We start from the raw sequence: 25,848 nt of genomic DNA on the forward strand, positions 1-25,848 counted from the left end.
ATCCTAGGTGATCATTGGCGATATGTCCAGATCAGCCTATATTTTCGTCCAGATCGCCGCCTGTATCGCCGAGCAGCCTTTTTTATAATAATAAACACCAGAGCCATGGCTTCCTGATATTGCAAGAAAAAATACCTTTAAACGCGGTCTGTCTTCTTTGAAGGTACAAATGGAAGCAGTAGTTGAAACACATGGCCAAAGACCCTAGCTAGCATCCAACGCAAAAAAACGGGAGGGAAGTCTATGTCAACGCTAGGCATTACGAAATTGACCTGCGAATACCGCAGCGAGCCGCTCGGGCTCGGCACGGAGCGTCCCCGCTTCAGCTGGCAGCTCACGTCCGGCCGGATGCATGTGCTGCAGTCGGCTTATCATCTTCAGGTGGCGGGAGAGGAAGGGGATTTTGCTGGGGATCATCTGATCTGGGACACGGGCGTCGTGGACTCGGACCAATCGGTGCTTGTCGAATATGCGGGTGCCATGCTTCAGTCCGGACAACGCTGCAGCTGGCGCGTCAAGGTGTGGGATCAACAGGGGCAGGAGTCGGAATGGAGCGATACGTCCTATTTTGAAATGGGACTGCTGCGGATATCGGACTGGAGTGCAGATTGGATTACACCCGAACCGGGAATGATCGATCCCCAGGCGGAAGAAGAGTTCCTTCTCCGCAAAGCGTTCCGTGTGAGTAAGGACGTCCGGAAGGCACGAATATACGCGACGAGCCTTGGCTTCTATGAGCTGGAGCTGAACGGCGAGCGGGTGGGCGACTGGGCATTCACACCGGGCTGGACCAGCTACCGGCACCGGCTGCAGGTTCAGGCCTATGACGTCACTGACCTGATCCGATCCCGGGCTGATAATGCCATCGGCGCAGCGCTGGCCAACGGATGGTATAAGGGCAATCTGGCTTGGGAGAACCATCGTAACCTGTTCGGGGATCAGCGGGCGCTGCTGCTTCAGCTGCATCTTGAATATGCGGATGGCAGCACGGAAATCATCGGAAGCGATCCTTCCTGGAGAGCGTCGACCGGACCGGTACGCATGTCGGAAATTTACCACGGGGAAACGTATGATGCGCGGCTGGAGGCAGGCGGCTGGAGCCAGCCCGGGTTTGATGATGCGGACTGGGCAGGAGTGGCTAAGCTGGATCACAACAAGGACATCCTCGTCATGCAGGAAAACGAACCGGTGCGGGTCATCCAAGAATTGAAACCGGTTACAGTCCTGCGGACGCCTGAAGGGGATACCGTACTCGACATGGGGCAGAACATGGTGGGCCGCATGCATATGCGCCTGAATCTGCCTGCCGGCACGGCGATTACGCTGAAGCACGCGGAGGTGCTGGACAGCCGTGGAAATTTTTACACGGGCAATCTCCGCAAGGCCAAGCAATCCGTAACGTATATCTGCAGAGGCGGCGGTGAGGAAACGTATGAGCCTCATTTCTCCTTCCAGGGCTTCCGTTATGTGAAGGTCGAGGGCTGGCCGGATGCCGAGCCGCTGAATCCGGACCGTTTTACAGGCCGTGTCATGCACACGGATATGCCGCAGACAGGGCGGTTCGAGTGCTCGCATGAGCTGTTGAACCAGCTGCAGCATAACATCGAGTGGGGCCAGCGCGGCAACTTCCTGGACATTCCGACCGATTGCCCGCAGCGTGATGAGCGGCTGGGGTGGACCGGGGATGCTCAGGTGTTTGTCCGGACAGCTGCTTTTAATTTCGGCGTGGCACCGTTTTTCTCCAAGTGGCTCCATGACCTGAAGGCCGACCAGCGGGAGGATGGCGGCGTGCCGCATGTCATACCGCAGGTTCTCGACGATAATGCCTACTCGTCCGCGGCTTGGGGAGATGCCGCCGTCATTTGTCCGTGGACGATCTATCTTTGCTATGGCGACAAGCGGATTCTGGAGGAGCAATATGACAGCATGAAGGCATGGGTCGACCATATCCGCGCCCAAGGGGACAACGAATATTTGTGGAATACCGGGTTTCATTTTGGCGACTGGCTGGCGCTTGACGCGAAGGAAGGCAGCTACGTCGGGGCGACGCCAAGGGATTTGATCGCCACCTGCTTCTATGCATATTCGACCTCCTTGTTCGTAAAGACCGCCGAAGTTCTCGGGCGTACCGAGGATGCCGCCGCTTACCGCCAGCTGTACGAAAAGGTGGCCGAAGCGTTCCTGAACGAGTTCGTCACGCCGGGCGGAAGGCTGGCCGCGCATACGCAGACCGCCATGATTCTTCCGCTGATGTTCGGGCTGGTGGAAGGGGAGGTTCAGCGCCGGATGGCCGCTACGCTGGCGGAGTATGTCAAGGAACAGAACCACCATTTGACCACCGGATTCGTCGGTACGCCATACCTATGCCATGTGCTAACGGAGAACGGCTACCACGACCTGGCCGTGAAGCTGGCGATGCAGGAGGATTATCCGTCCTGGCTGTATTCGGTCAAGCAGGGAGCGACCACAATCTGGGAACATTGGGACGGTATCAAGCCGGACGGCTCGTTCTGGAGCGATGACATGAACTCGTATAACCACTACGCCTTCGGCGCCATCGGCGACTGGCTGTACCGGGCCGTGGCGGGGCTGGATTTGAATGAAGCTGAAGGACCGGGGTACAAGCGGATCCGGCTTCGTCCGCGGACGGACTCGGCGCTGTCTTATGCCAAAGCTGCGCTGGATTCGATGTACGGCACGATCCGGAGCGAATGGAGCTTGGCGAACAAGGACGGGGACGGGGACAGCCCGCTGGCCTCCTACGAATTCGAAATTCCGCCGAACACGACCGCTGAGACCGAACTGCCGGGCGCGTCGATCGCTTCAACGCAGGTCAATGGGCAGCCGGCGGATCAGGCATCGGGCGTGTTGAGCGCCAGGGAAGACGACGCTGGAACGTTGAAGCTGGAGCTGGGATCCGGCGTATACCGGGTGACCGTCCAGCAGCCGAGCCCAGCATTGTCCGGGGCGTGAGGCTAGGGCATGGATGGGGTGATCTATAGCATTAAGCTTGGAACAACCGGATTGGTTCGTTTATGCCCTTGCTTCCTGTTCCTACCCGTACGTTAGGATGCTCGTTGTAAAAGAAAGCAAGCCTCGCCGACAGGGTCGGCGGGGCTTTTTTTAGATATAGGGGATTACAGTTTCGGAGACAATGACTTCCTTATGTCGCGTAAGAAAAACTTCCGTTGAAAGGGGCATGGCTGCTTAGAATGTGCATCGATAGACTTTTTACGCCTGCGGCACCGGCTCTCTCGCCAGCACGCGGCTCGTGCCAAAGATAAGCAGGGATGCGGCGAAGCAGCAGGCAGAGAACAGGCCGACGGCCGCATACCCGCCCGATCCGGCGTACAGCAGGCCTGCAAGGGAGGCGCCGACTGTCGTGGCAGCGTTCATCGTCGCCGTAGCCGTGCTTGAAATCGTCCCCCGCAGCGACGGATTCAGGCTGTTCAGGACGCCCATGATCATCGGGAAAAGAATGCCCAGGATGAAAAAGATGGCGAAGTACATGATCGATGCGGCCATGAAAGACGGCAGGTGCGGGAGCGCGGCATAGCCGATCATCAGGAGCGGCACCGAGGTGGCTACAATCCTGGACGACGTCCACAAGTTGTTGACATATCCGCTGACGAGACTACCGGCCAAATTGCCTACACCGAGGAAAATCATGATCGTCCCGATCTGGTCAACCGGAAGGTGAAAGCGTTCCGCGGACCATTTGCCCAAAAACGCAAACGCGGCATTGCTGCCCAGATGGATCAGGAAATAAGCCAGGAAGGCGCCTCTCGCCCTGCCGCTTCCGAGAAGCGGCGCGTATCTGTGCCAGAAGGCCTGCCGCGATGGAACGGCATTCGGTTGCGGCTTCATGGAAGGCAGGATGAAGAAGGCCGTTCCGGCAAGCAGCAGGGACAGAGCTCCAATCGCGAAAAAGGGGAGGGACCAGCGTTCTGCCGCCAGCCAGCTGCCGATCGGAACCCCGAACGCTTGGGATACCGCGAGCCCCGCATAGGCAAGCCCCATCGCCTTGCCCTTTTTCTCTGCGGGCAGCAGCGTTTGGATGGACGCCCACACCTGCGGTGCGGCAAAAGCTGCGCTGATCCCGGCGAGCAGCCGGAATAGGCACATCATCCAGAAATCTGCGGCGATTCCGCACAGCGCGGTGGACACCGCAAAGCCCAGCAGTCCGAGCAGCATGACTTTTTTTCGGTCCAACCCGTCCGAGAGCGGGCCGGCAATCAAGGCGAAGACCGCGGCGCCAAGCGTGTAGGAGCCCATCATCCAGCCGGACATTCCCGTGGGGACGCCGTACAGGTCCTGAAGCGTCGGAATCATCGGGGAGATGAGGAAGGTATCCGTCCCGATCATAAACATGATCAGAAAAAACAAGGCGGTTAATTTCATATTTACTACTCCTTTCCTCCTCCGTGGTTGCGGAGAGATGGTTCTTGCTGCCATTGTATTGCTTAATAGTGACAATTATTGTCATGAACTTTGAGAGTACAAAAAATATACGGATAGCACGAGAAACCCCGCCATAACCGTAAGTGTTTCGGTATGCCCACCTAGTGAATGGGTTGCTTTAATTCGTGCGGTATAGAAAGGAACAGGGGGCATGCCGGCATGCCCCCTGTTTTGAAAGACACCGCCCACGGATCACGACAAACTGACCCATTGATCCTTGCGGTACTGTTTGGCGATATAAATGATTTGGCCGATGTGGTATGCGTTATGGTACAGGCTTTTTTCAATGGCCTCGATGACGGTGAGTGACCGGCCCTTGATCGTGATTTCCGTCAGCAGCTGCTCCTCCCGGAGCGCGGCGATTTGTCCCAGGAACAGGCTCCAGCCATGTTCCCAGCGATCCAGCAGGGCTGCGCGGTCGAGCTCTTCATGAATGAACTCCGCATTGCGGTTTCGGTCCGGTTTCTCTCCGTCGGTGGTAAACGGATCAGTCCATCGGGAAATCATATTCCCGCTCATGTGCTTGACGATCACGGTGATGCTGTTGGAACCGGGTTCCGGGGCCCAAGCAAGGGCAGAATCCTCGAGCTGCCCGATGGCAGCTTCGGCCGTGCGTTTCATTTCTTCCAGTCGGGTTTTGACCGCGCTTTGATATGTTGTGAACAGTGTTGATGTCATAGGTTGTGCCTCCTTTGGAATATCGGTCTGAAAAACAAAAATCTCATCCATGCCTTCTCCACAGCGGTTTCATGACCGTGCTGTGTTTTTAGCATAATGAGATTTTGAGTATAAATCCAATATATATATCAAACAGTATCATCAATATAATTGATGATTTATGATCCGACCTGGGACAGAGGAGGAGCGATCATGGCCATAAAGTTAGCCGCCGGCGCCAGAGGCTCTTCGCCAATCCGGGTGTACAGCCGGATCGGGTCCTTGATGCGCATCCCGGGAACACGCACCTCCGCAAGCTCACCGGATTTGAGCTCCCGGGCTACCGCAAGGGAGGGCACAAAAGAAACGCCGTATCCCGATTTGACGGCTTCAATCGTTTCATGCATCCCTTCAATGCAGATCCCGGTCCGAGGCTTCGGCACTTCGTAGGCGTCGCAGAGGGAGAAGAGCTTCCTGCGGGTATAGCTGCCTTCTTCCCGGAGGATAAAGGCGGTTGCCATCAGCTCCTGGAGCGTAGTGGCGGCACCCGCTAAGGGGTGGTCCCGGTGGGCGATGAAGATCAGCTCGTCTTCCAGGAGCGTGATGTATTCCAAACCGGAATCCTTCGGACCCTCGCCGCAGATGAGCGCGATGTCCACCGAGTGGTCGAGCAGCCGCTCCATTGCGATACGGGAGCTGCCCCGGGTCAACTGGACGTGCACTTTCGGATACTGCTGCTTGAAGCGGACGATCCAGGCGGGAAGCACCGTCCGGCCGGGCAGATCTGTGGAGCAGATCCGGAGGCTGCCTTCGAGCCCGATTTTGAGTGCGTTCATCTCCCGCTCCATCTCGTATTCCAGCGAAAACAGCTGCCGTGCCCGGGCGGCCAGCCGCTCGCCGGCTGGCGTCAATTGGATGGAGCGCCCCTTGGAGGCAACCAGCTTCATTCCGAGCTCCTGCTCCAGATTCCGCAGCTGGGCAGTGGCTGCGGGCTGGCTGAGCAGCAGGTTGCCGGCGGCCCGGGTCACGCTTCCCGTACTGGCCACCTCCGCGAATACGCGCAACGCGTGCAGATTCATCCTTTTCCCACCTTTGTCATTGGATTGTATTCAAATCGTTTTATATTTGTAGTTGCATACCTGACTGTGACCTAATCATCGATTTTTTCAATGCGTCGAGATGTTGCATTCATCAGATCGATGAATTGCTATTATTGTACTTTGCAGAATGCTAGCCGTAAAGGTAGCATGAGAAGAGGCTCTTGCATATGCATTAATGAATTTATGAAAAAAAGGCCTCCGATATGGTCGGAAGCCTTCAAACATTTACGTCACACTCTTTGCCGCTGATCAACCGCGGGCATCCAAATCCCATTTCAGGATCAGTCCGGCATGGGTCAAGCCGCCGCCGAATCCGTACAGCAGCAGCGTGTCTCCGTTCTGCAGCTTGCCTTCGTCCAGACCGAGCTGAAGCGCCAATGGAATCGACACTGAAGACGTGTTGCCGTAATACTCCATGCTGGTCAGAGTCTTCTCCACGGGGATGCCGGCTTTTTCGCAGATAGATTCAACCATGCGGAAATTGGCGCTGTGCGGAACAAACCAATTCACGTCCCCGGCCGTCATTCCCGCCTGCTCCAGCAAAGTCTCTACGCCCTGAGGCACGGTTCGCGTCGCCCATTTGTAGACTTCCCGTCCGTTTTGGACCATTTTCTCGCTCGTTAGCAGCTCCTCACCATTCATCGTTTTGGAAAGGTTTGTGCGATAGACGTGGATGCCGCCTTCGCCATTCGTGCCCAGATGGGCCGTGATAAAGCTTGGACGCTGCTCGTCCTTCTCGACCAGAACGGCCGCGGCTCCATCGCCGAACAGGATGCAGGTCGACCGGTCCGTATAATCTGTTACGCGGGACAGCGTCTCGGCCGCGACTACCAGGACCTTCCGGTGCAGACCGGATGTAATCAGGCCGTTGGCCATATGCATCGCATAGGTGAAGCCAGCGCAGGTGGCGTTCAGGTCAAATGCCGCAGTGCTGGGGATGTGAAAGTACCCTTGAATTTGGCAGGCCACGCTCGGAAAAGCGTAATCCGGCGTCGTCGTCGACACGATGATGCAGTCCACGTCGGTCAAGTCCTGACCGTAACGGCTGACCAAGTCTTCCACGGCCTTATATGCCATTGTGGAGGAGTATTCGTTCTCACCGGCAATCCGCCGCTCCCGCATACCGGTCCGCTGGACGATCCACTCGTCGCTCGTATCCACCATTTGCTCCAAATCCGCGTTCGTCAATTTTTTTTCCGGAACATAGCTGCCAATAGCCGTAATGCGGGCTGTCGAAACCGTAAGGTTCATGATCAATCGCTCCTTTTTTTAAAAAAATGAGTTCTTTAGGGTGAAGGGATGGGTGCATATTAGGAAATATAAAAACTAAGGTCAATTTTTTGATATCAAGTATTAGTATCTGGTACTAATTATAGACGTGAATTGGAGAGAGGTCAATAGGTGAGTGTGTGTTGTCATAATTAGTGATAATTTTTTCATAATTGATGAGAAATATTTTCACAATTAATGAGAAAATGCATGAATATACATAAATTTGTATGCGAAAGTAGTCAAAAAAACCGCCATTAGGCGGTCCTCCTTAATCAATTCAGCTTTATTAAGCGTTCGACAAATTCAATTTCATCATAGGGTATCCATAACGGACCTTCGCCAGTGCGCACTTTTGCCCGATCCGGATCCCCTGATAATTGGGCCTTACCTTCTATTACTTCACCTGTCTTTAATTTAATTCTAACTTTTTGAGCATAGGCAGCGGCAATTCTTAATTCTTCTATCAACTTTGGTCACCTCTAAACAAATAATTTCGACTATAGTATTTCGTGTTCCTTCGTTGCGTATATATTAATTTGCCGAGTAGTAGATTGAATACCTTTATGTCAAAAAAAAGAAGCCATACGGCTTCTTTTTTATTAATATTAGTTTGCTCGCCCTAAATAGCCCTTTTGCTTTGCACTTGAGATGATACTAATTATTTTTTGAAGATCATCGCTTGCAATAAGTCTATCCCTATTAATTTTTGTTTGTTCTCTTAACTTTTCGATTTCTTGTTGTTGCTGCTCAATTTTTTCTTCTAATTCATTGATATAGTCCGAGATTTCTTTAATTAAGTTATTGCTTGGTAATTCTTGTGTAATTGGTTCATTAGTTATTAATGTAGAATTTTCTTTCCCTTGGGGAATCATTTTCGGGTTGAGCTCCCTTATTGAGTTTTCATATTTCTTTTTAAGAGTGCTATTCCAACGAAAGCTGCATGCCGCTATTGTTCGACCTAATTCTACTGCGGCCACCTGAAAAGCATGGGTTTGTGTTCCTCCGTTTTTCATACAAGTTAAAACTAAATCTGTTAAAAGTTTATCGTCATCCACTGACCAGGTATTTTTTCTCTCCATTGTTATCACCTCAATACATAGTGTTGACAATAATGAATGGAAATAAACTTAGGTAAATACAGAAAATTCATTCTTGTTTTTACATTAGGCTTTGTAATTTTTCATTTTTCCTCATCCGACTAATCCCTCCTGTCCGTTAAATACGTAGATCGTAGTTCCGTTCAACATAGCAGTGTAAGAATAGATAGGGAAAGCAATGACTTCATAACCTATTTATGTAGATTCATCTCGTCAAAATTGTTATGGGCTCTTTATTAGAGTCAAGTCTTTATTTCAGAAAAGAGGTATCATATAAATTTTACTCCTCAAATAGTAATATGTTTGTAATACTTATGATACAAATCAAACCATTCATGATATATTTATCCTATGAAAATATTACTAGTCGGAGGCAAAAAAATGGAAATAGCATCACTAAGGCGTGAGCGTTTTACACCAGATATTATAACTGATGGGTCAACAACTGAGCGTCCAAACGACTCGAGAAAAGAATTTTCAAGGGATTATGCACGTTTGATTCATGCTCCTGCTTTCAGAAGGCTCCAAGGAAAGTCACAAGTGTTTGGGGCTGGAAGTGGTGATTATTTTAGAACTAGATTAACGCATTCTTTGGAAGTTGCACAAATAGCTCAACACGCTGCAACTGTTTTAGCTCAGAATGATGAATTTACTGAGGCTGGAGCTAAAAATGCTGGGTTTGTAATTGATCCGGAAGTCGTGGAATGTGCCGCCCTAGCGCATGATTTAGGTCATCCGCCCTTTGGACATAAGGGGGAAGAAGTACTTAATGATGCTTTAGTTGGGTACGCTGAGGATAAAGCAACATCCTTACATTTTGAAGGAAATGCACAGAATTTTCGTATTTTGATGTTTTTAGAAAAAAGGAAGAAACAGGATGGATTGAACTTATCTTCAGCCGTTTTATTGGGAATTAACAAATATCCATTTCTAGGGAGTAAAGAAAGACCTAAAGGGATGTATCCAATGGAATGGGAATATATTGAAATTCTTAGAAAAAAATGGGAAATGCCTTCTGAAAAGAAAACCCTGGAAGCACAGTTGATGGATTTATGTGATGATATTGCATACTCAACACATGATATTGAGGATGGAATAAAGTCGAAAAAAATTGATCTAACAAACATTCGAGGTCCTGAACTTTATTCTGATAAAGTGATCAGTGAAATTTCTAAGCAATATCCTGAGGGACACTATATATGGGAGGGGAGAAGTGTTCAAGAAAGGGTAGAGGAGGTTATAATCCGTTACATTGATAGGTGGAAAAAAATCCTAGCAGAATATAATTATGATGAATCTCGAGCTCGTCGAGAGTTGAAAGCGGAAACCGTTAATTTTTTTGTTAGCAATATTGGCGTGATTGATCATGAGGATTGGAAGAAAGTTACATTCGTTAATAAAAGTAATAACACTGAAAATAATGAAATTTGGCGAGAGGTTCTCATATTAAAAAAATTAGCCTGGGTAACCATGATTAATGACCTGAGAGTACAGCGTTTGCAAAAACGGAGTGAAAAAATTATCCGAGGTCTCTGGGATTCATTTATAAATGATCGAGACGGAAAGATTATACCAAGAGATTGGATGATAAAATTATCTGAAAACCCTGGGTGGGATTGGGAACGTTTTATAGCAGATTATATTTCGGGAATGACTGATTCATTTGCCGAAAAGATTTATGGGGAATTGTTTAGCTTAAACACCAGGTCAATTTATGATCTTGATTAATAGCCAATTGTAGATATCCTATGTTATTGATTCGTAATCATATTCGTTTTGATCCCACACTTACTGAATGAAAAAGTAAACGTGCCATTTTAGAGAATCCATGACTCACTATATAAACTACTTGCTATAGAATTATGTTTAGAAGGCTCAACTGTTTATAGCAGTGAGCCTTTTAGCCTTTCTAGGAATAATATAGAGAGTTATATATTGAAGTTCTAAACTCTAGGGATACGAAATCAAGGAGGACATTATGTTCGAAATCACAGGCAATGATATATCTCAGCTTAGTGACTCAGATCTTAGATCACTTATAGGGCTCCTTTGTGAAGCGGAATTACGTGCTTTAGGTTTACACACTTCAGGTGTTACTTGGGGAGGACATCAAAATGCAAAAGACGGAGGGATAGACGTACGAGTTTCAGTAGGTACAATTCTTCATACAGATAGCTTTATTCCAAGGTCTGTTACTGGTTTCCAGGTAAAAAAGCCCGATATGCCAAGAAAAGCAATTATAGATGAAATGCGACCGAATGATGATCTTAGACAGGTCATTAAAGAGTTAGCGGATATCAATGGAGCTTATATAATAGTAAGTAGTCAAGGTTCTACTTCCGATTCATCTCTGCATAACAGAAAGAGGGCTATGCAGGAGGCAATAATGGATTACCATAACGCTTCAAATCTTAAAGTGGATTTTTATGACCGAGAAAGAATTGCCAGTTGGGTAAGGTCTCATCCATTCCTAATACTTTGGATAAGAGACAAGATAGGACAACCAATAAGTGGATGGAAGACTTATAATAATTGGGCAAATTGTCCTGGCGGCATTGAGGAGGAGTACATTTTAGATGATCAAGCTCGACTTCATAATTATACATCGGAAAATTTTAATTCAGAAGGTATGGATCTAATTCAAGGAATCAATGAACTCAGGAAAATTTTATGTCGTCCAAGATCCTCTGTACGTTTGGTGGGCTTATCGGGAGTAGGAAAAACGCGATTAATTCAGTCTTTGTTTGATGAACGGATTGGGGATATCCCTCTTAGTCAATCGAATGTTTTTTATTCAGACCTGAGTGATAGTCCATTTCCAGATCCAAGGAATTTTGCTGAAAGACTAATTGCACTTCAAAGACCTTTTATTCTAGTGATTGATAATTGCCCTCCTGAGTTGCATAGAAGGTTGAATTCAATTTGCTTAGCATCCAATAGCCTACTCAGTTTAATAACTATAGAATACGATGTCAAAGATGATCAGCCTGAAGAAACTGAGGTATTCCGTTTAGAGCCTTCGTCTAATGAGTTGATTGTAAAATTAATTAAAGCAAGATTTGAACATATTGGTAATGTTGATGCGATGACGATTGCTGAAATCTCAGGAGGAAACGCCCGGATAGCTATCGCTCTTGCCAGGACGATTGAAAAAGGAGAGGATATTTCAGGACTACGAGATATTGAGCTGTTTAATAGATTATTCCAACAAAGAAATAGTGCTAGTGATAGCTTGCTAAAGGCAGCTGAAGTTTGCTCTCTCGTATATTCATTTGATGGTAGAGTATCTGAAATTGACGATAATGAATTAACGGTTCTAGGATCACTTATAAACATGAACGTCCTTGAACTATATAAAAATGTGGCTGAGTTAAAGAGAAGAGACTTAATTCAACAAAGGAATTATTGGAGAGCATTGCTTCCTCATGCTATTGCAAACAGACTTGCAGAAAGAGCATTAGAAAATATCCCATTAAGTATAATTAATAATACATTTGTTAATGTAGGTTCTGAAAGACTCCTTAAATCATTTTCTAAAAGACTAAGTTTCCTTCATAATTCCCTTCATGTTAAGGAAATCGCAGGCGAATGGTTATCAGATACTGGTTTGTTAAGTAATATTAAGAACTTAAATGAGCTAGGCATTAATTTACTTATAAATATTTCACCTATAGTTCCAGAGTTAATACTCTCCAAAATAGAGAAGATTGGACATCGCAAAGGCGATGATATATTCTTTTCGCGAGACAGCAATCCATATTACAGCCAGTTTACAACAATTCTTAGGTCAATTGCTTATGATACTAGCTTGTTCAATCGTTCAGCCAGATTATTATGTAGGTTTGCTTTGTCAGAGAAACCAGAGGAAAACAGCAATTCTATTAGAGATAAACTTAAATCATTATTTTATTTATATTTATCTGGAACCAAAGCTACTCCAGAGCAAAGGTTGGAAATAATAACAAGTTTATGTGAGTCAGATTCCAAAGAAGAAATGACATTAGGCATATCACTATTAAGCGCTACTCTGGAGACGTGGCATTTTAGAAACTACTATGGTTTTGAATTCGGTGCACGAAAAAGGGACTACGGTTATAAGCCGAAAAATAGTAACGAAGTAAAGTATTGGTATAAAACATTTATTGAATATACCGTAAGTTTGGCATTATCAACAAATGAGGTTGGAAATGAAGCGAGAGGTCTACTTGCGAGGAAATTTCGGGGTCTTTGGACTAACGCTGCTATGTATGAAGAACTTTCTATGGCAGCGAAGAAGATTAACCTAGTGACATTGTGGTCTGAAGGTTGGTTGGCAGCAAAAAGTACAAGGAGATTTGATTGTGAAAATATGGATACAGAAGTCGTCAGTAAATTAGACACTTTGGTAGATGAATTACAGGCACAAACATTATATGAACAAATAAAACTATTTGCTTTAACAGGATCAAATAATTATTTAGATATAATTGATATTGTTGAAGACGAAGAAGATGATATCAACAAGTCTTACAATAAACTTTCAAGACAAATTAGAGAACTGGGTCGTAAAGTATGTCAGGATATTGAAACGTTAGACTTGATTTTACCCGAAATGCTAACTTCGGATAATACAAAGTTATTTGAAGTTGGGCAAGGAATTGCCGATCAGTGTAACAAGCCAAGAGAAATGTGGAACAAGTTTCTAACTTCATTAAATTCAATTGATAAAGAATTAAGGCACTATCAATTACTTAGGGGATTTTTAAATGTTTTATCTAAATCTGATCCTCATTTATGTGAAGAAATTTTGAATGAAGCTCTAAATAATGATTTATTATCTATTGTTTTTCCAATTATTCAAACAAGCGTAGATATTCATTACAATGGAGTTCAGCGAATTAAAAAATCTTTAAAATTAGGTCATGCCCCAATATGGTTATATGGCAATTTAGCCTATGGCAGATCTTTATACCATATATCTGATTTTGATTTTTGTGAATTTGTAAAGTTAGTAGCTTCAGTCCAAGGCGGGTTAAATGTGGCTATTGATATTTTCAGCATGAAAATTCATGGGCTAGACCACCAAGACATAAGCCAATCATTAATTCATTTAGGGCAGGATTTACTTTTGGAATTTCCATTTAATGATAATCGGCCAAATCAAGTTGACTATAAATTAAGTCGAATTTTCAAATACTGTTTTTCAAAAAAAAATGAAGCTGAAAAAGCCAAATTACTAGCAGTAAGAATATCAAGCGCGGTAAAAGAAAATTATGTTTATGTGAGTGATTATGATGATTTATTAGCATCGTTAGCGACAGCACACCCTGTAGTTTTTTTAGATGTCTTTCTTGGAGACAACGAATTATTAGATTATCGCCTTGAGAGAATTTTTTCTAACGACTTCGCTAATAAAAGCCCCATCTCTTTTATTGATGATGAAATAATTCTTAAATGGTGTGATAACAATCCTAAAGTTCGTTATCCATTAGTATCATCGGTAATTAAGCCCTTTATAGAAGTTGAAAATAAATTTGAATGGACTAGATTGGCTAAAGTATTACTTACTAAAGTACCTGACCCATTACCTATTCTAAATCATTTAAAGTCATCACTTAGACCAACTTCATGGAGTGGTTCTCGGGCAGAAATGATGTATAAACGTCTGGGACTGATAACTAGCTTTAAGAAACATGAAATCCAAGTTGTATCAGAATGGGCTATTGTTGAAGAGAGAGCATTTATGGAGGAGATCCGTTCGGAAAAGGAATGGGAATTAAATCATGACAAAGAGAGTAATGAAAGATTTGAATGGTAATTATATTATTTACAATTATAGCCCAATATAATGAAGGTATTGACCGTGGTGATGATATTTCTAAAACAACTTAGGAATATCGCCTGGTTTCAATATTTTAATGCAAAAAGCGAGACATTTATCTGTATATATGATCCTCTAGGTAATTATTGGCCTTTCAAGATATTAACTTAGTAATTATATAATATATATGTTAAGACCACCATATGGGCGGTCTTTTTTTTTATCAATGTCTATATACTTTTGGTGAAACGTGATGAAATTTAAAAAAGTATGTGACCCTGACTTCCCCGATTCATTTTCATTCGGCAATGTTGGATGAGATTCCAGTGGCAGTATTTTGATGCATGCACATTTAAATATGTATTCTAAACGAAAAACTTTTTGAAAACAGGTTGCGTAGATGCCCTGACTTAGTCCAGTTTCTCATTTTTACCTCGGCGCGGATCAGAAACTCCAATAAATCAAGCTATTATCCTCCCCTGAAACAATTATTATTCGACTCGTTTAATAAAAGGGAACTTACGGGATTCGTCATGGTCATTAGCACTTTTCGTAAAGAGATTAAACTGAGCATAGATCAGAATGAGTGGGAATGGATCTGAAGTGGCGATATCATCGCCGCCAGTAATTAAAGCAAAAAGGCCTCCGGTTCGATCGGAGGTTCTTTTTTTATTCACAGAAATCCGCGGCATGGACGTCCTGACCTTTTTTACTTTTGTTTTAACTATAACGCAGCATAGATTATTGTATGACTTCAAAGATCTGATGAACTTGAAACATACCAAAAAGAATTCATAATTTTATTTTTTAAACAATGAGCGTACCTCTTTTTAGAGCATAACCCAATATAATCACGGAAATAATATATATAAGTATTATATGGGAGGCTAGAATATGTTTTTAATAAGACCCAATCCTTATAAAGATGAGAGCTTAACCGGTTATGTGGTTAGAACTAACTTCATGAATGGGTACCCGGATAAAAATTATCTTCTTAAGATGATTCATGGTAATTCGAGAGAATTCCAGAGAAATATATATCATGAGATGAGTATCGATCGCATCAGTAAACTGAGTGGGATAGGCCCAGAAACACTGTATCAAATGACGGATAACTCATTCAAAGAACGAATGGACGAAAGTACATTTAATAAATTGGTCTTAAGAAATTGCATCCAATTTTGTCCTATGTGCTTTAAATTGGATACCATTTACCATCAAAAAGTGTGGAATTTAAGCGTGATTAATGTTTGTCTTGAGCATAGGGTAAATCTAATTAAAACCTGTCCCATTTGTAGCAACTCCATTAGCCTGGTTTCCTATATAAAAGGAGAATGCTCTCACTGTAGAAATCCCTTTTTGAAGGAAGAAACAGAGAAACAATATGAGGAGTCAAGAAATTTTGCCAACCATCGAATGTTAGCTAATTTATTTATAGACTTTAAAACAATTGAATTATTCGGTAAAAGGTTGGAAATGGATCGTTTTATGACGTTAAGCCAGTATAGTTTATTTTTACTTCAAGGATCTAATGGCGTAATGAGAAATACCAGGCATAGTTCAGGGCTTGAGAGCCAGAAACAAAATTTGGGTCATTGGTTGTCCAAAGTCATAGATATGTATAAGGATTTCCCAACAAATTTCGTATCGGCACTGAACCGATTCGATCATATTGCAGATCCAACAAGAAAAACAATAGTTAAAACTAAATTTGAGAAGATGCTCCAGGATGATTTTTATCAAAACATACGATCTGAATTTGTTAACTACTGGGCTCAAAAACAGGCATATCGAAAGACAACAGCATTAAAATTAGGACAAGACATATCCTCCAAAAATATATCAAAGTTTAAGGCATCCATCGTTATGGGGCTAAATATAACAACTGTAAACCAAATGGTAAGGATTGGACTTCTGAATGAGGTATCTTATCAATATAAGAAATGGCTGATCATTGACGAGGTAAATGAGTTAATCAAAAGATGTCATGGAGAAATTTCATCTAAAAAGTTATTTGATCGAATATCAATACGTGAAGCCATTGAAATGAAAGGGAAAAATGGGATTACCGTTCTGGGATATATATTGTTAATTCTTAATCAGGTTCTAACTCCAATTTCTCCCATCGGGGCGACTTCCATCCTTGATGTTACATTAGACAAAAGTGAACTGGAAACAGTGCTGAGTTACTTTGGAAAATTGGGGGAGTCTCTGCAATCTCAAGACGATGTAAGTCACGGTATAGCTACAATTACTCGCGAGGGGGTGAATTACGAAGGAAAAACCTTTGTCAGTCCAAAATTGGCGGCAATGAAATGTTTTGATCATGCCGAGATTCACGGCGAATGGAGTATCCCAATTCAGTATAGCCTAACTGAGCCTAATCAAATTTTACTGTATCATATGCATGGTCTAGAGGCAGCAGTTGCAAAAGAAGATACTGATTAAAGTTAAAAAGCACCTCGCAGGTGCTTTTTTTATCAGAAAAATTCATCAAGAAATACTTTTACCTTCTTTAACTCACTTTTTTTAAATGACGATAACTCATCAATAATGATTTCAAGTAACTCATCTTTTTCGTTCACTTGGAGATTGTTGTGTGATGTGTAAGCAAACAATTCGATGATAGGAACATTTAAAGCATCAGCTATCTTTTGTAGATTCACTAATGTAATGTTTTTTTCCGCTCGTTCAACTCCACCGATATATGAAAAGTGAAAGCCGGCAATCTCTCCCAATTGTTCTTGAGATAATCCAGCTTGTTTCCTTAGATCCCTAACACGCCGTCCGACCTTTTTTAGTAATGCTGTTTCCATTGCTACACCTCTTCTTGTAAGTGTAAACAATGCCTCATCTCCAATACATGCCTGTTAACATATCATTTTTCATTTTTGATCTATATAAGTATCAAAATGAAAATGTTGGAAATAATTAATTATGAGGTGATCAATATGGATAAGAAAGAGCCAACAATTTTACAAGGTTTGGCCACTGTTTCTAGTTGTGGATTAGAGTTCAATGGAAGGATTTATTCGAATGCCAATATGATTAGACATCAGTGGTTTGAGTTGGCTGCAGTACAGGGGTCCTGGCAGATTCCGATTTTTTACAATCCTGAAAAACCAGAGGAATTAATGTTATTTGACTTTATGACGGCTGAAGTTGCAACTAGCATAGAGACCAAAGAATGTGTCTGTGAAGAAATAAAGGCTACTTACTTTGAGGCCATTAATTCTTTAAAGGAAAGGATATCGAAAATTCGAGCTAATGACCAAACGCTGTAATGGAGTTTGTTATAACCTCGAAAATTTGAAAATAGGAGAAGTAATGACACATACTTTCAAGACCTATACTTTAGAACAGGCAGTTGGTTCATTAATAGCAGCTTTTGACAAGATTGGATATAGTGATCCATTGGATGTTGCTTCAATCATCTTTGAATTTGAGGATTTTTTGAAACAATTGTCCACAGAAGAAGCTGTAAATATATACAACCAACGCTGGATGAATGGTGGTAACTAATAAAGTTATAAGTGGGGTGTCCAATAATCATGGATGAGCTTAGGGGTGTACACAATCTGCATAAGCAATTGCTTGAGGTTTATGAAAGATGCCAATCGTCACAAAACCATTATCAACAAGATTTAGAATATTACTATCGGCAACTCAACTTTTTCTGTACTGATACCCTTCAAAGAATTTTCGTACTGAACCAATTAATCAATATTTATGAAAAGAGAAGGGGTTCTCAAATACAATGGTGCTCCGATCTCTTCAAAAGCAATAATCCAAGTAAACCATCTACATAAGAATTTGGTGAGCTTGCATTTGGAAAGTATTAAAAAGCATAAAATTAATACATGTTAAGTGAGGTTCAAAATCATGGTATTTGAAATTACTGATGAAATGAAGAGAAAAATCGGGAAATGGGATTCATGTAACTCAAGAGATGTGTCCGGGGCTAAATTTGCATATACTTTTATTCCGTCGGGATTAGGATTAATCATAAAGGTTGAATGTGATGTCTGTAAAAGGGTGCTTGACCTTACAGAAGATTGGATGAACTGATAACTTTTAAAGTGAGTCCAATTTTAAAAAAAAGAAGCCGAGAGTATTTTCAATCGCTCAGGGCTTCTTTTTTTAGCAGCTGTTCATGTTAACAATATATCTAAATAAACTTGGAATTATGCAGGTATGTTAGTTGTTTTGCATAGATATCATCTCAGGGCTTTTATATACAAATGGATGAAGATTTCTTTGAAGGTATATTTTCTATAATCATGAGAAAGATGAATATTATAGATATTAAATTCGGAGGTAGTTTATGTTTTTTCAACCGGCAAGGAAAATAAAGCCGAAAACTAAGGGATACCGAGGAAAAGAGCCATTTCTAACCACGGGTAAAATGGTCCCGTGGGAAAGCTTCTTAGAAAGGGATTACATTAGGTTGGCGGATTTCGATTTCGGTATCGAAGAAATATATGCTCAGCCTGTACGTATCACTTATCTCTATAACGGAAAAATAAGAGAACATTTTCCTGACTTTAAGGTGATAAACAACGAACACCAGGTCGTCATAGTTGAAGTTAAACCAATGAAATTTGTAGATCGCGAAGATAACCAAATTAAATTTTTGGCAGGTCGAGCATATTGCGAAGAAAGAGGCTGGAAGTATATTCAGATGACAGAAGATGACATACGGCCAGGATTCTTACAGCAAAACCTTGCTCTGTTACGGAGCATTGGAACTCAAGATATCCCTGATTCGATTTTAGATACAGTTTTATCTCGACTTGGAAAAGTGAACCGCAGTACCATATCCGAGTTGCGAGCTCATTGTTCGGATTTGTCCGAAGAGGAATATTATGGTTCCATCTACCAGCTGATATATTTTCAAGAGATTGATTGTGAGCTGATTCTACAGCCTGTTAGCCAGGATTCAATAATTCAGTATAAGGAGTGAGTATTCGATGTTTGCCACCTTACAATACGGCACTCGTTTTCGAATTGGAGACCAAGAATATGAAATTCGAAAGTTAAAGGAAGATGATGAATTCGAGGTTTATAACATGTCCTATGACACAATAGAATTGATTAGTCTTGAAGAGATAAAAATAGCTGTGAACGAGACAAAGACATCAAAAAGATTGATTTTCCACCAAGATAGTGATGATCCTCTAAAAATAACGGCTAAATGGGATTTGGATTTGTATACTTCTGAGGAAAAAAGCGAAAAGGATAAAAGATTCGAGATAATCAAGCCTTATATTTCGGGTTCGATAAAAAATGTAAAGAATTACATTGAAAATCTTCCCACTGAACTGCTTCCCAAATCAACAACTAAGCTTTCCTTAGCCACATTTTATCGTTGGATAAAGATGTATCGTAAACATGGAAATAAAATGTGCTTGACACCTCTTTCTACAGGCCCCAAAGATAGACGAATCTCAGAGGAAGTAATAGACAGACTTAGGGAATTTATAAAAGAGACAGATAAAAAAGCTGAAGCACAGACCATTAGGAACAAGTGGCTTCTCTATATAGATAGAGTGAAAAATGATAATCTGTTTCGTGATGAAAAAGGAAAAATTCCTTTGATGTCAGAATCCACTTTTCGAAGAATTTACAGGGAGATGCATAACCCGCGATCCAGAAATGTTCATATTATGGGGATCGCCCAAGCAGATCTAGCTGAAAATGGTGTTCGCGGAGCCATTAATCCCGACAGACCCCTTGAGTATGTCGAGCTTGACTGGACACCATTAGATTTCATAACCGTAAACTTCGGAACAGGAGAGACGTTCAGACCAGTTATATTGTATGCAGTTGATAAATATTCAGACGAACCGCTGGCCTTCAGACCTATCTTTAAAGAACAGCCTAATGCCGGCGATTTGAAACAGCTTCTGCTACAAATCATGCTCCCCAAGACAGGTATTAAAGAATTGTATCCATATGTTCAAAGTGAATGGTCAGGGTTTGGTGTACCAGAGAATATTATTCTGGACAATGCTTCAGTCAATGATTGTGAAGAATTAGCTGAAGTCTGCGGGGAGATCGGGATCGGACTCATTTACAACGAAAAGGGTTCTGGTCATCAAAAAGGCACTGTCGAGAATGGGTTAGGTAGTATGAACAAAACTTTCCATAGTTTACCTGGTACAACGTTTTCAAATCCTGAGGAACGTGGACAATACGATTCAAGCAAAAAGGCATGTGTAGATATGAATGGATTGTATCATATGCTCCATGTCTATTTTATTGATTTAGTTGCAAATAAATACAACAGAGGGGTGGGGGGGAAACCTGAAGAACTTTGGCATGAAGGATTGAGAAATGCTAAGGTTCAAAGACGTTTACCCCATCGAAGAGAAAATCTTGAGCTCTTGTTTGCAACCCAAACCGCCTACCGAGTTCTTGGTCGAAAGGGAATCGAGTTCAAAGGGGAGTTCTTTTATAGTGAAGAAGTAAATCAATTGCGTCTCAGAATCGAACGTGAAGGTAGAGATAGAAAAGTACGTATAAGGTATGGAAGTGACGTACGGAATATCTACGTATACGATGAATTTAACGACGAATATCTAAGGGCTAAATTAAAGCAAAGCTCGAGATTAAATAGATACAAGATAGATCAGAGATACCCGGTTCACGTTGAACACCTAGCGCATCTTTGCAATAAAAATAATAGTGAGGCTAACAATTTCCTGAAAGAGCAGGAGAATGTTACACATGGTCTCAAAGTACTTGAGTTGTTAGCCAGTGAAGGCAAGAAGGAGTACTCCCGAACAAAACGTCAAAGGAGAATGGAGGAAGCTCAAAAGACATCATTGGTGAGCGCTATAACTGGGTCTCGGGATACGAGTGCCAGAGTCCCTGATGATCCGAACATCATTATTGTCGAATCGGACCCTCAAACAGATAGCTCTGAATCAACAAAAGAAGCTTTTGACAGCAACCAATTGGATGCTGCTGAGATGTCGTCTGTTATTACATCTGACGAAGTAGACCTTAAAAAAATTAACGCTAATTGGAGTACAGGAAGAAAGGAAAGATAATGGAAAAGTTTAAGAGGTTGAACGGGATCCGCCCCGATAGAGAAGAGATGAAACGCCGAAAGGAGCATGTGAAAAGTATCATTATCCACCATCCCAAATATAATGAGATTCTCGAACAACTTGAAGACATGTTGTATATGAGCGATGGGACAGTGTCTCCGGATCAACTCTTCATTTATGGGACAACTGGGGTAGGTAAAAGCACAGTAACCAAAGAGTTTACCAATCGTCATCCCTCAATTATAGTATCTGATTCTCATCGGACATATAAACATATTCCTGTTCTCCATGTCCGCGTACCCCCGAAAGCAACTAGAAAAGCGCTAGCATCCAAGATACTACATCAGATGGGTGACCCAATGTTTAATAAAGGGACAGAAGTCGAATTAACAGGTCGAATCCACCACTTCATAAGTGAACTTAAAATGAAGATGATTATATTGGATGAATTTCAACACTTAATAGATACGGACACAGATCACGTACTGGCGACAGCTGCGAACTGGGTAAAGACTTTTTCTGAAGAAAGCGCCATTCCCATTGTGTTATGTGGGATGCCCAATTCATTGAATATTTTTGTGAAAGAAGAACAGCTCGACCGGAGATATGCTTACAAAGAGCAGATGGAGGCCTTTAATTACGCGGAAGCAGATGAAATAATCACTTTCCGAGCTTTCATCAATAAGGTTGAAGAGGAGCTGCCGTTTGCAGATGCTTCAAACCTTGCTGATCGAAAAATGGCGGATAAACTGTATTATATCTCTTTAGGAGTTCCCTTTTACATCATGAAATTGCTTGAGTTCGGTACCGAAGTTGCTCTAAAGGCCGGTGAAGACAAGATTACGGAAATGCATTTACAAATCGCATTAAGAAAGATAAAACAGGTATCTCGTCCATTCAGAGTAAATCCATTCAATATGGCAGGTTTCAATTTGGAGAAGGAGTTAAAAAAAGAGCATGCAGAAGAAAACAGGTTTAAGGCAAATCTTCTTGGTGATAAACAACGAACTCGGAAAAAGGCAAAGGGTAAATTGTTAAGTTTTTGACCTGTTCCTTAACCAGTACTTGAAATGGAATACCATTAGTATTTTGGGGGATGGCGGAGAAAAAGGTACATAACACATACATTGATTATCCGCTTCCCCTCGATTGTTGTTGTTAAAATCCATTACCTAGAAATTAGTAATTGAAGCTTTCCAAGTTTTTTGAAGTTCAGAAATTTCTTATTTGAATCACATTTATTTGTAGGTTCTAAAGACACCCCTCTTTCGCTCTGTTAGGCGTTTTTCTTTGTATTTAGATATTTCAATTAGAAACGCTTGCTGAAGATCTTCTTTTTCGAACTGATATTGAAATAGCCCAATCTTAAAAGGATCTTTCCTACAAGGTTTTAACACGCCGGCCATTACTTTTTCAGCTATTTTGGCAAAGGAAGGATGGTAATGGCTATACAATGGCCCGGTTGCCGAATCAAATCCAACACCTGTAGTCGCACTCTTCTCTACAAGGTTGTCTTCAAAAGATAATAATAATTGATCAATACTGTTTCTATCAAAACGGTGCCATTTATGACCATCAAGAGTTGGACCTCTAACTATTTTAATTAATCCTTTATCAAGTAAATCAAAGACATGACGTGATTGTATTTTAGAAAATCCCAGTCGATCACAAACTTCTTTAGTTGAAAGACTTTCCTCTTGAAGTCTTATTAAAGATTCTATGCTATCTTCTGTAACGACTATGAACTCTACTTTATTTTGATAAATAATGGTTCCTTCAAGAAAACCATTATGAATAAACTTTTTAATATTCTCACGTCGAAAGCCAAACTTGTTAATTACTTCGGTAGCCGATAAGTATTGCTTATTTATACTCGTATTTAATAGAACACCTGGATTATACCTAGAAAGTAAATGAGGGTACTTTTCTGAAAGAAAATTCAATAGAGCTTCCTTAATAAAGTTATATTCTGGAGCTGTAAACTCATCTTTAAGCTTCTTAACGAACTCGCCAAACAACATTCGCCGTCCGCGTATTTTTTCATTAGATTTTAAAACATCTTTCAAGGGATTATGGTATTTTTGTTTAGATATAATATCTTCTAGAAAGTAGTTGAAGGAATTTGGCCAATCGCTAAAAACGACTATTGAACGTAATAGAAGATCATGAGTTAATGCATTGGATTCTTGTTCTACAAAACTTGGTCTTACGAACGACTTCTCATTTGGTGATACCCAAGCAATAAGTGAAAGAACAAATCCTATATTAGCAAGACTAAGATTTTTGAAATCCGAACATAGATTAGAACAATAATCAGAAATGATCCCAAGCTTAAAGTGAATAAGATTACTTACTGAACTATCTATCTCAGTCATACTATTTGGAGTGCTAAAAGCCATTTCCGCCCAAGTTGCTAAGCATTTGCTACATCCATCTAAGAGTTGGTCATTTAATTGGAAATTACTCTGACAAGCGGTACAACGGTCAATTAACATACTATTATGGAGTGGGCACGTCGTAATAGGCATTAGAAACCAAGAATTCCTAAGATAAGGTCTAGAGCTCATACAATGTGGACAAATTTTTATGTAATTTTTATTAATTAAAAAAAACGGGAATCTTATATCATTTAATTCGAAATCAAATGTTACTGGTGAAGGGCCGGGGTGATGAATTAAAAAATTGCTCTTACCTATTACATCAGATCCAAGAAAAGTAGGGTTACATAAACGAACAGTATCATCCGCTGAAAGAGAGTTCAATCTAAATCGTTTTTGTTTTGTTACCATTCTTGACCGTATTCCGAGTTTCTCAAAAACATGAGTCGTTCCACAACGATTATCCTTGGATAGTCTAATGATGTAACTGAAAAAAGCTTCATCATTTTTTGGATAAGGTACACTTAGAAATAACACTTACTTTCCGCTCCATTTCAAAATATTTATTGATTCCACTAAGAACATATTATTCTGGGCATTTACACAAGCATAATGATCTTTGGCGAACCGATGTTTAGCTGCACAGAGATATACGATTAAATAAAAGTGAAATAGCCATCTTTCCATGATAACAGTGGACCAGTGTATTGTGAATTCATTTTTGCCAGATTTTTAATATGACATACATATGAAAGCAACGACAGATCCGTTGCTAAAGAGATAAAAGTTTATAGTGAAGAGGTAAATATAATATGATATTTGAAATCTACGAGGAAATGAAAAAGAAGATAAAACAATGGGATAATTGTAAAGCGGTATATGTGATGTCCAATATGTGTTTATAATTATAGACAGCTACATCTTTCGTTCACTTGTACATTATGTTGTGCATTAGTGGAGAAGTAACGTTTTACGAGAGAAGCGCTTTGCATTTGAGACTATCTGAATTATGACTACGATACAACGCAAAAATTTATTTTATATCAGGTAAATGGAGAATCGATTTCAAGAGTAGCTACTGAAAATGTCCCTATAAAGTCGGTAAAAACATATTTAAGCAATGTCTATTATCTAACTCAGTATCAACGTGGCTTGCAAGATGCCGATCAAACAACCAATTTGAAATATACAACACGCAATAATGGACAATGGTCTTCAGATTATTTAGGTAAGCCTGGATTTTATTATGGGTTTGATACCTTAGGTAAGGTCTATGATTGGACCATTGATAAAGATGGGATCTCTACATTCGGTTTTCAACGCGCTGGAAATCTAAGTTCAGATGAAAGGAAAAAAACAATTTGGACAGTACAAAATCAAGCTGAGTGGGGCACCAACACGAGCTTTTGTAGCCATAATGAATTACCATCTTGAGTAAAATTGGTTACCCACGAGTTTGCCGCAAGGCAAGTTACAATTAATTAGGGCTCGAAGGTCTGCTTTGATTCAAGAGGGTGTCCCAAAAGTAAACCTTGGAACACCCTCAGCAACAAAATAGGATGTTTGAAGATAGGAATGTCGAAGGACAAGAACATAGTCCTATTGAAAGTCGCTATTTTAGCGGCTTTTTTGACGCTGGCCGAATCGATGGTTGTAACGAGTTCGGCATTTTTTTTCGCATTATGGTTCCCTTGATGATACCAGCGTACGGAGCCATGGCTATCTTGTAGGCGCTTCAAAGCTGGAACAGTTTATTATGGCCGTTGGTTGTATTAAGAACAAACGAAAAGTTAACACTACCTATCGGTCTTGCCTCATTGATTTCACCTTACGGAAACATTTACGATATCTTAATCGCCGGATCTCTTCTAAGCGTGGTGCCGCTTGTGGTATTGTACCTCTTTTTCCAACGGTTCTTTATTTCAGGTTTAACGGTAGGCGGGGTCAAAGAGTAGTCACTGCGGCACGTGATACCTAAATCGCGAATAATCAATATCTGATTTAAGGGTGACAGGAATAATTTCTTAT

General features: G+C 41.9%; 18 protein-coding genes and 1 pseudogene. 11 read left to right on the top strand and 8 right to left on the bottom strand.

Annotated elements, in window-relative coordinates:
* Positions 1 to 243: 243 nt before the first annotated feature.
* Complete coding sequence (locus IAE55_RS11205) at positions 244 to 2,973, top strand: alpha-L-rhamnosidase (RefSeq protein ID WP_200632151.1); 2,730 nt, start codon at positions 244 to 246, stop codon at positions 2,971 to 2,973.
* 258 nt (positions 2,974 to 3,231) lie between these two features.
* Here the strand turns inward: IAE55_RS11205 and IAE55_RS11210 are convergent, their stop codons facing one another.
* From IAE55_RS11210 to IAE55_RS11235, 6 genes are all read right to left on the bottom strand, one after another.
* Positions 3,232 to 4,401, bottom strand: coding sequence for an MFS transporter (locus IAE55_RS11210; RefSeq protein ID WP_200632152.1), 1,170 nt, complete (start codon positions 4,399 to 4,401; stop codon positions 3,232 to 3,234).
* A gap of 252 nt (positions 4,402 to 4,653) precedes the next feature.
* Positions 4,654 to 5,139 (bottom strand): DUF1572 family protein, encoded by a 486-nt coding sequence (locus IAE55_RS11215; protein WP_105443923.1) that lies wholly within the window; start codon positions 5,137 to 5,139, stop codon positions 4,654 to 4,656.
* 158 nt (positions 5,140 to 5,297) lie between these two features.
* A complete protein-coding gene (locus tag IAE55_RS11220; protein WP_200632153.1) occupies positions 5,298 to 6,197 on the bottom strand; it encodes a LysR family transcriptional regulator in 900 nt (299 codons plus the stop codon).
* A 270-nt stretch (positions 6,198 to 6,467) separates the two neighbouring features.
* Positions 6,468 to 7,469 carry a ketoacyl-ACP synthase III gene (locus IAE55_RS11225; RefSeq protein ID WP_200632154.1) on the bottom strand — a complete coding sequence of 334 codons (1,002 nt, stop codon included), beginning with the start codon at positions 7,467 to 7,469 and terminating at the stop codon, positions 6,468 to 6,470.
* Between the two features lie 293 nt (positions 7,470 to 7,762).
* The gene (locus tag IAE55_RS11230; protein WP_145159593.1) at positions 7,763 to 7,957 is read right to left on the bottom strand and encodes a hypothetical protein; all 195 of its coding nucleotides are present in this window, start codon (positions 7,955 to 7,957) and stop codon (positions 7,763 to 7,765) included.
* Positions 7,958 to 8,095: 138 nt separating this feature from the next.
* Positions 8,096 to 8,569 carry a hypothetical protein gene (locus IAE55_RS11235; RefSeq protein ID WP_145159592.1) on the bottom strand — a complete coding sequence of 158 codons (474 nt, stop codon included), beginning with the start codon at positions 8,567 to 8,569 and terminating at the stop codon, positions 8,096 to 8,098.
* 399 nt (positions 8,570 to 8,968) lie between these two features.
* Between IAE55_RS11235 and IAE55_RS11240 the strand changes: the two genes are divergently transcribed.
* The 3 genes from IAE55_RS11240 (at position 8,969) to IAE55_RS11250 (ending at position 16,835) form a co-directional block, all read left to right on the top strand.
* Positions 8,969 to 10,315, top strand: a complete 1,347-nt coding sequence (locus IAE55_RS11240) for a deoxyguanosinetriphosphate triphosphohydrolase family protein (protein ID WP_200632156.1) — start codon at positions 8,969 to 8,971, stop codon at positions 10,313 to 10,315.
* A 250-nt stretch (positions 10,316 to 10,565) separates the two neighbouring features.
* Entirely contained in the window at positions 10,566 to 14,384 is a 3,819-nt protein-coding gene (locus IAE55_RS11245) for a hypothetical protein (RefSeq protein ID WP_145159588.1), read from the top strand.
* 897 nt (positions 14,385 to 15,281) lie between these two features.
* Complete coding sequence (locus tag IAE55_RS11250; protein WP_145159586.1) at positions 15,282 to 16,835, top strand: TniQ family protein; 1,554 nt, start codon at positions 15,282 to 15,284, stop codon at positions 16,833 to 16,835.
* A gap of 32 nt (positions 16,836 to 16,867) precedes the next feature.
* On the opposite strand, the gene IAE55_RS11255 is transcribed toward IAE55_RS11250, so the two are convergent.
* Complete coding sequence (locus tag IAE55_RS11255; RefSeq protein WP_094595766.1) at positions 16,868 to 17,203, bottom strand: helix-turn-helix domain-containing protein; 336 nt, start codon at positions 17,201 to 17,203, stop codon at positions 16,868 to 16,870.
* A 135-nt stretch (positions 17,204 to 17,338) separates the two neighbouring features.
* On the opposite strand from IAE55_RS11255, the gene IAE55_RS11260 reads away from it, so the two are divergent.
* The 5 genes from IAE55_RS11260 to IAE55_RS11280 all read left to right on the top strand — a co-directional run bounded on the left by IAE55_RS11260 (position 17,339) and on the right by IAE55_RS11280 (position 22,488).
* Positions 17,339 to 17,671 carry a hypothetical protein gene (locus tag IAE55_RS11260; RefSeq protein WP_116232565.1) on the top strand — a complete coding sequence of 111 codons (333 nt, stop codon included), beginning with the start codon at positions 17,339 to 17,341 and terminating at the stop codon, positions 17,669 to 17,671.
* A gap of 43 nt (positions 17,672 to 17,714) precedes the next feature.
* A complete protein-coding gene (locus IAE55_RS11265; protein WP_186381942.1) occupies positions 17,715 to 17,909 on the top strand; it encodes a hypothetical protein in 195 nt (64 codons plus the stop codon).
* Positions 17,910 to 18,711: 802 nt separating this feature from the next.
* Positions 18,712 to 19,350: a TnsA endonuclease N-terminal domain-containing protein gene (locus tag IAE55_RS11270; protein ID WP_145159580.1), complete on the top strand. Its 639-nt coding sequence runs from the start codon at positions 18,712 to 18,714 to the stop codon at positions 19,348 to 19,350.
* 7 nt (positions 19,351 to 19,357) lie between these two features.
* Positions 19,358 to 21,442 carry a hypothetical protein gene (locus tag IAE55_RS11275; RefSeq protein WP_145159578.1) on the top strand — a complete coding sequence of 695 codons (2,085 nt, stop codon included), beginning with the start codon at positions 19,358 to 19,360 and terminating at the stop codon, positions 21,440 to 21,442.
* The gene (locus IAE55_RS11280) at positions 21,442 to 22,488 is read left to right on the top strand and encodes a TniB family NTP-binding protein (protein ID WP_145159576.1); all 1,047 of its coding nucleotides are present in this window, start codon (positions 21,442 to 21,444) and stop codon (positions 22,486 to 22,488) included. Before IAE55_RS11275 ends, IAE55_RS11280 begins: the two co-directional genes overlap by 1 nt.
* A gap of 192 nt (positions 22,489 to 22,680) precedes the next feature.
* On the opposite strand, the gene IAE55_RS11285 is transcribed toward IAE55_RS11280, so the two are convergent.
* A complete protein-coding gene (locus tag IAE55_RS11285) occupies positions 22,681 to 24,357 on the bottom strand; it encodes a TniQ family protein (RefSeq protein WP_145159574.1) in 1,677 nt (558 codons plus the stop codon).
* A 615-nt stretch (positions 24,358 to 24,972) separates the two neighbouring features.
* On the opposite strand from IAE55_RS11285, the gene IAE55_RS11290 reads away from it, so the two are divergent.
* Both IAE55_RS11290 and IAE55_RS33765 read left to right on the top strand, forming a co-directional pair.
* On the top strand, positions 24,973 to 25,254 hold the full coding sequence (locus IAE55_RS11290; RefSeq protein WP_186381941.1) for a hypothetical protein: 282 nt from the start codon (positions 24,973 to 24,975) through the stop codon (positions 25,252 to 25,254).
* 197 nt (positions 25,255 to 25,451) lie between these two features.
* Positions 25,452 to 25,775 (top strand): annotated as a pseudogene (locus IAE55_RS33765) (ABC transporter permease subunit); the annotation flags it as partial.
* Positions 25,776 to 25,848: the final 73 nt, after the last annotated feature.

This window comes from Paenibacillus sp. S28 (assembly GCF_016624415.1).
Taxonomy (GTDB): Bacteria; Bacillota; Bacilli; order Paenibacillales; family Paenibacillaceae; genus Paenibacillus_AQ; species Paenibacillus_AQ favisporus.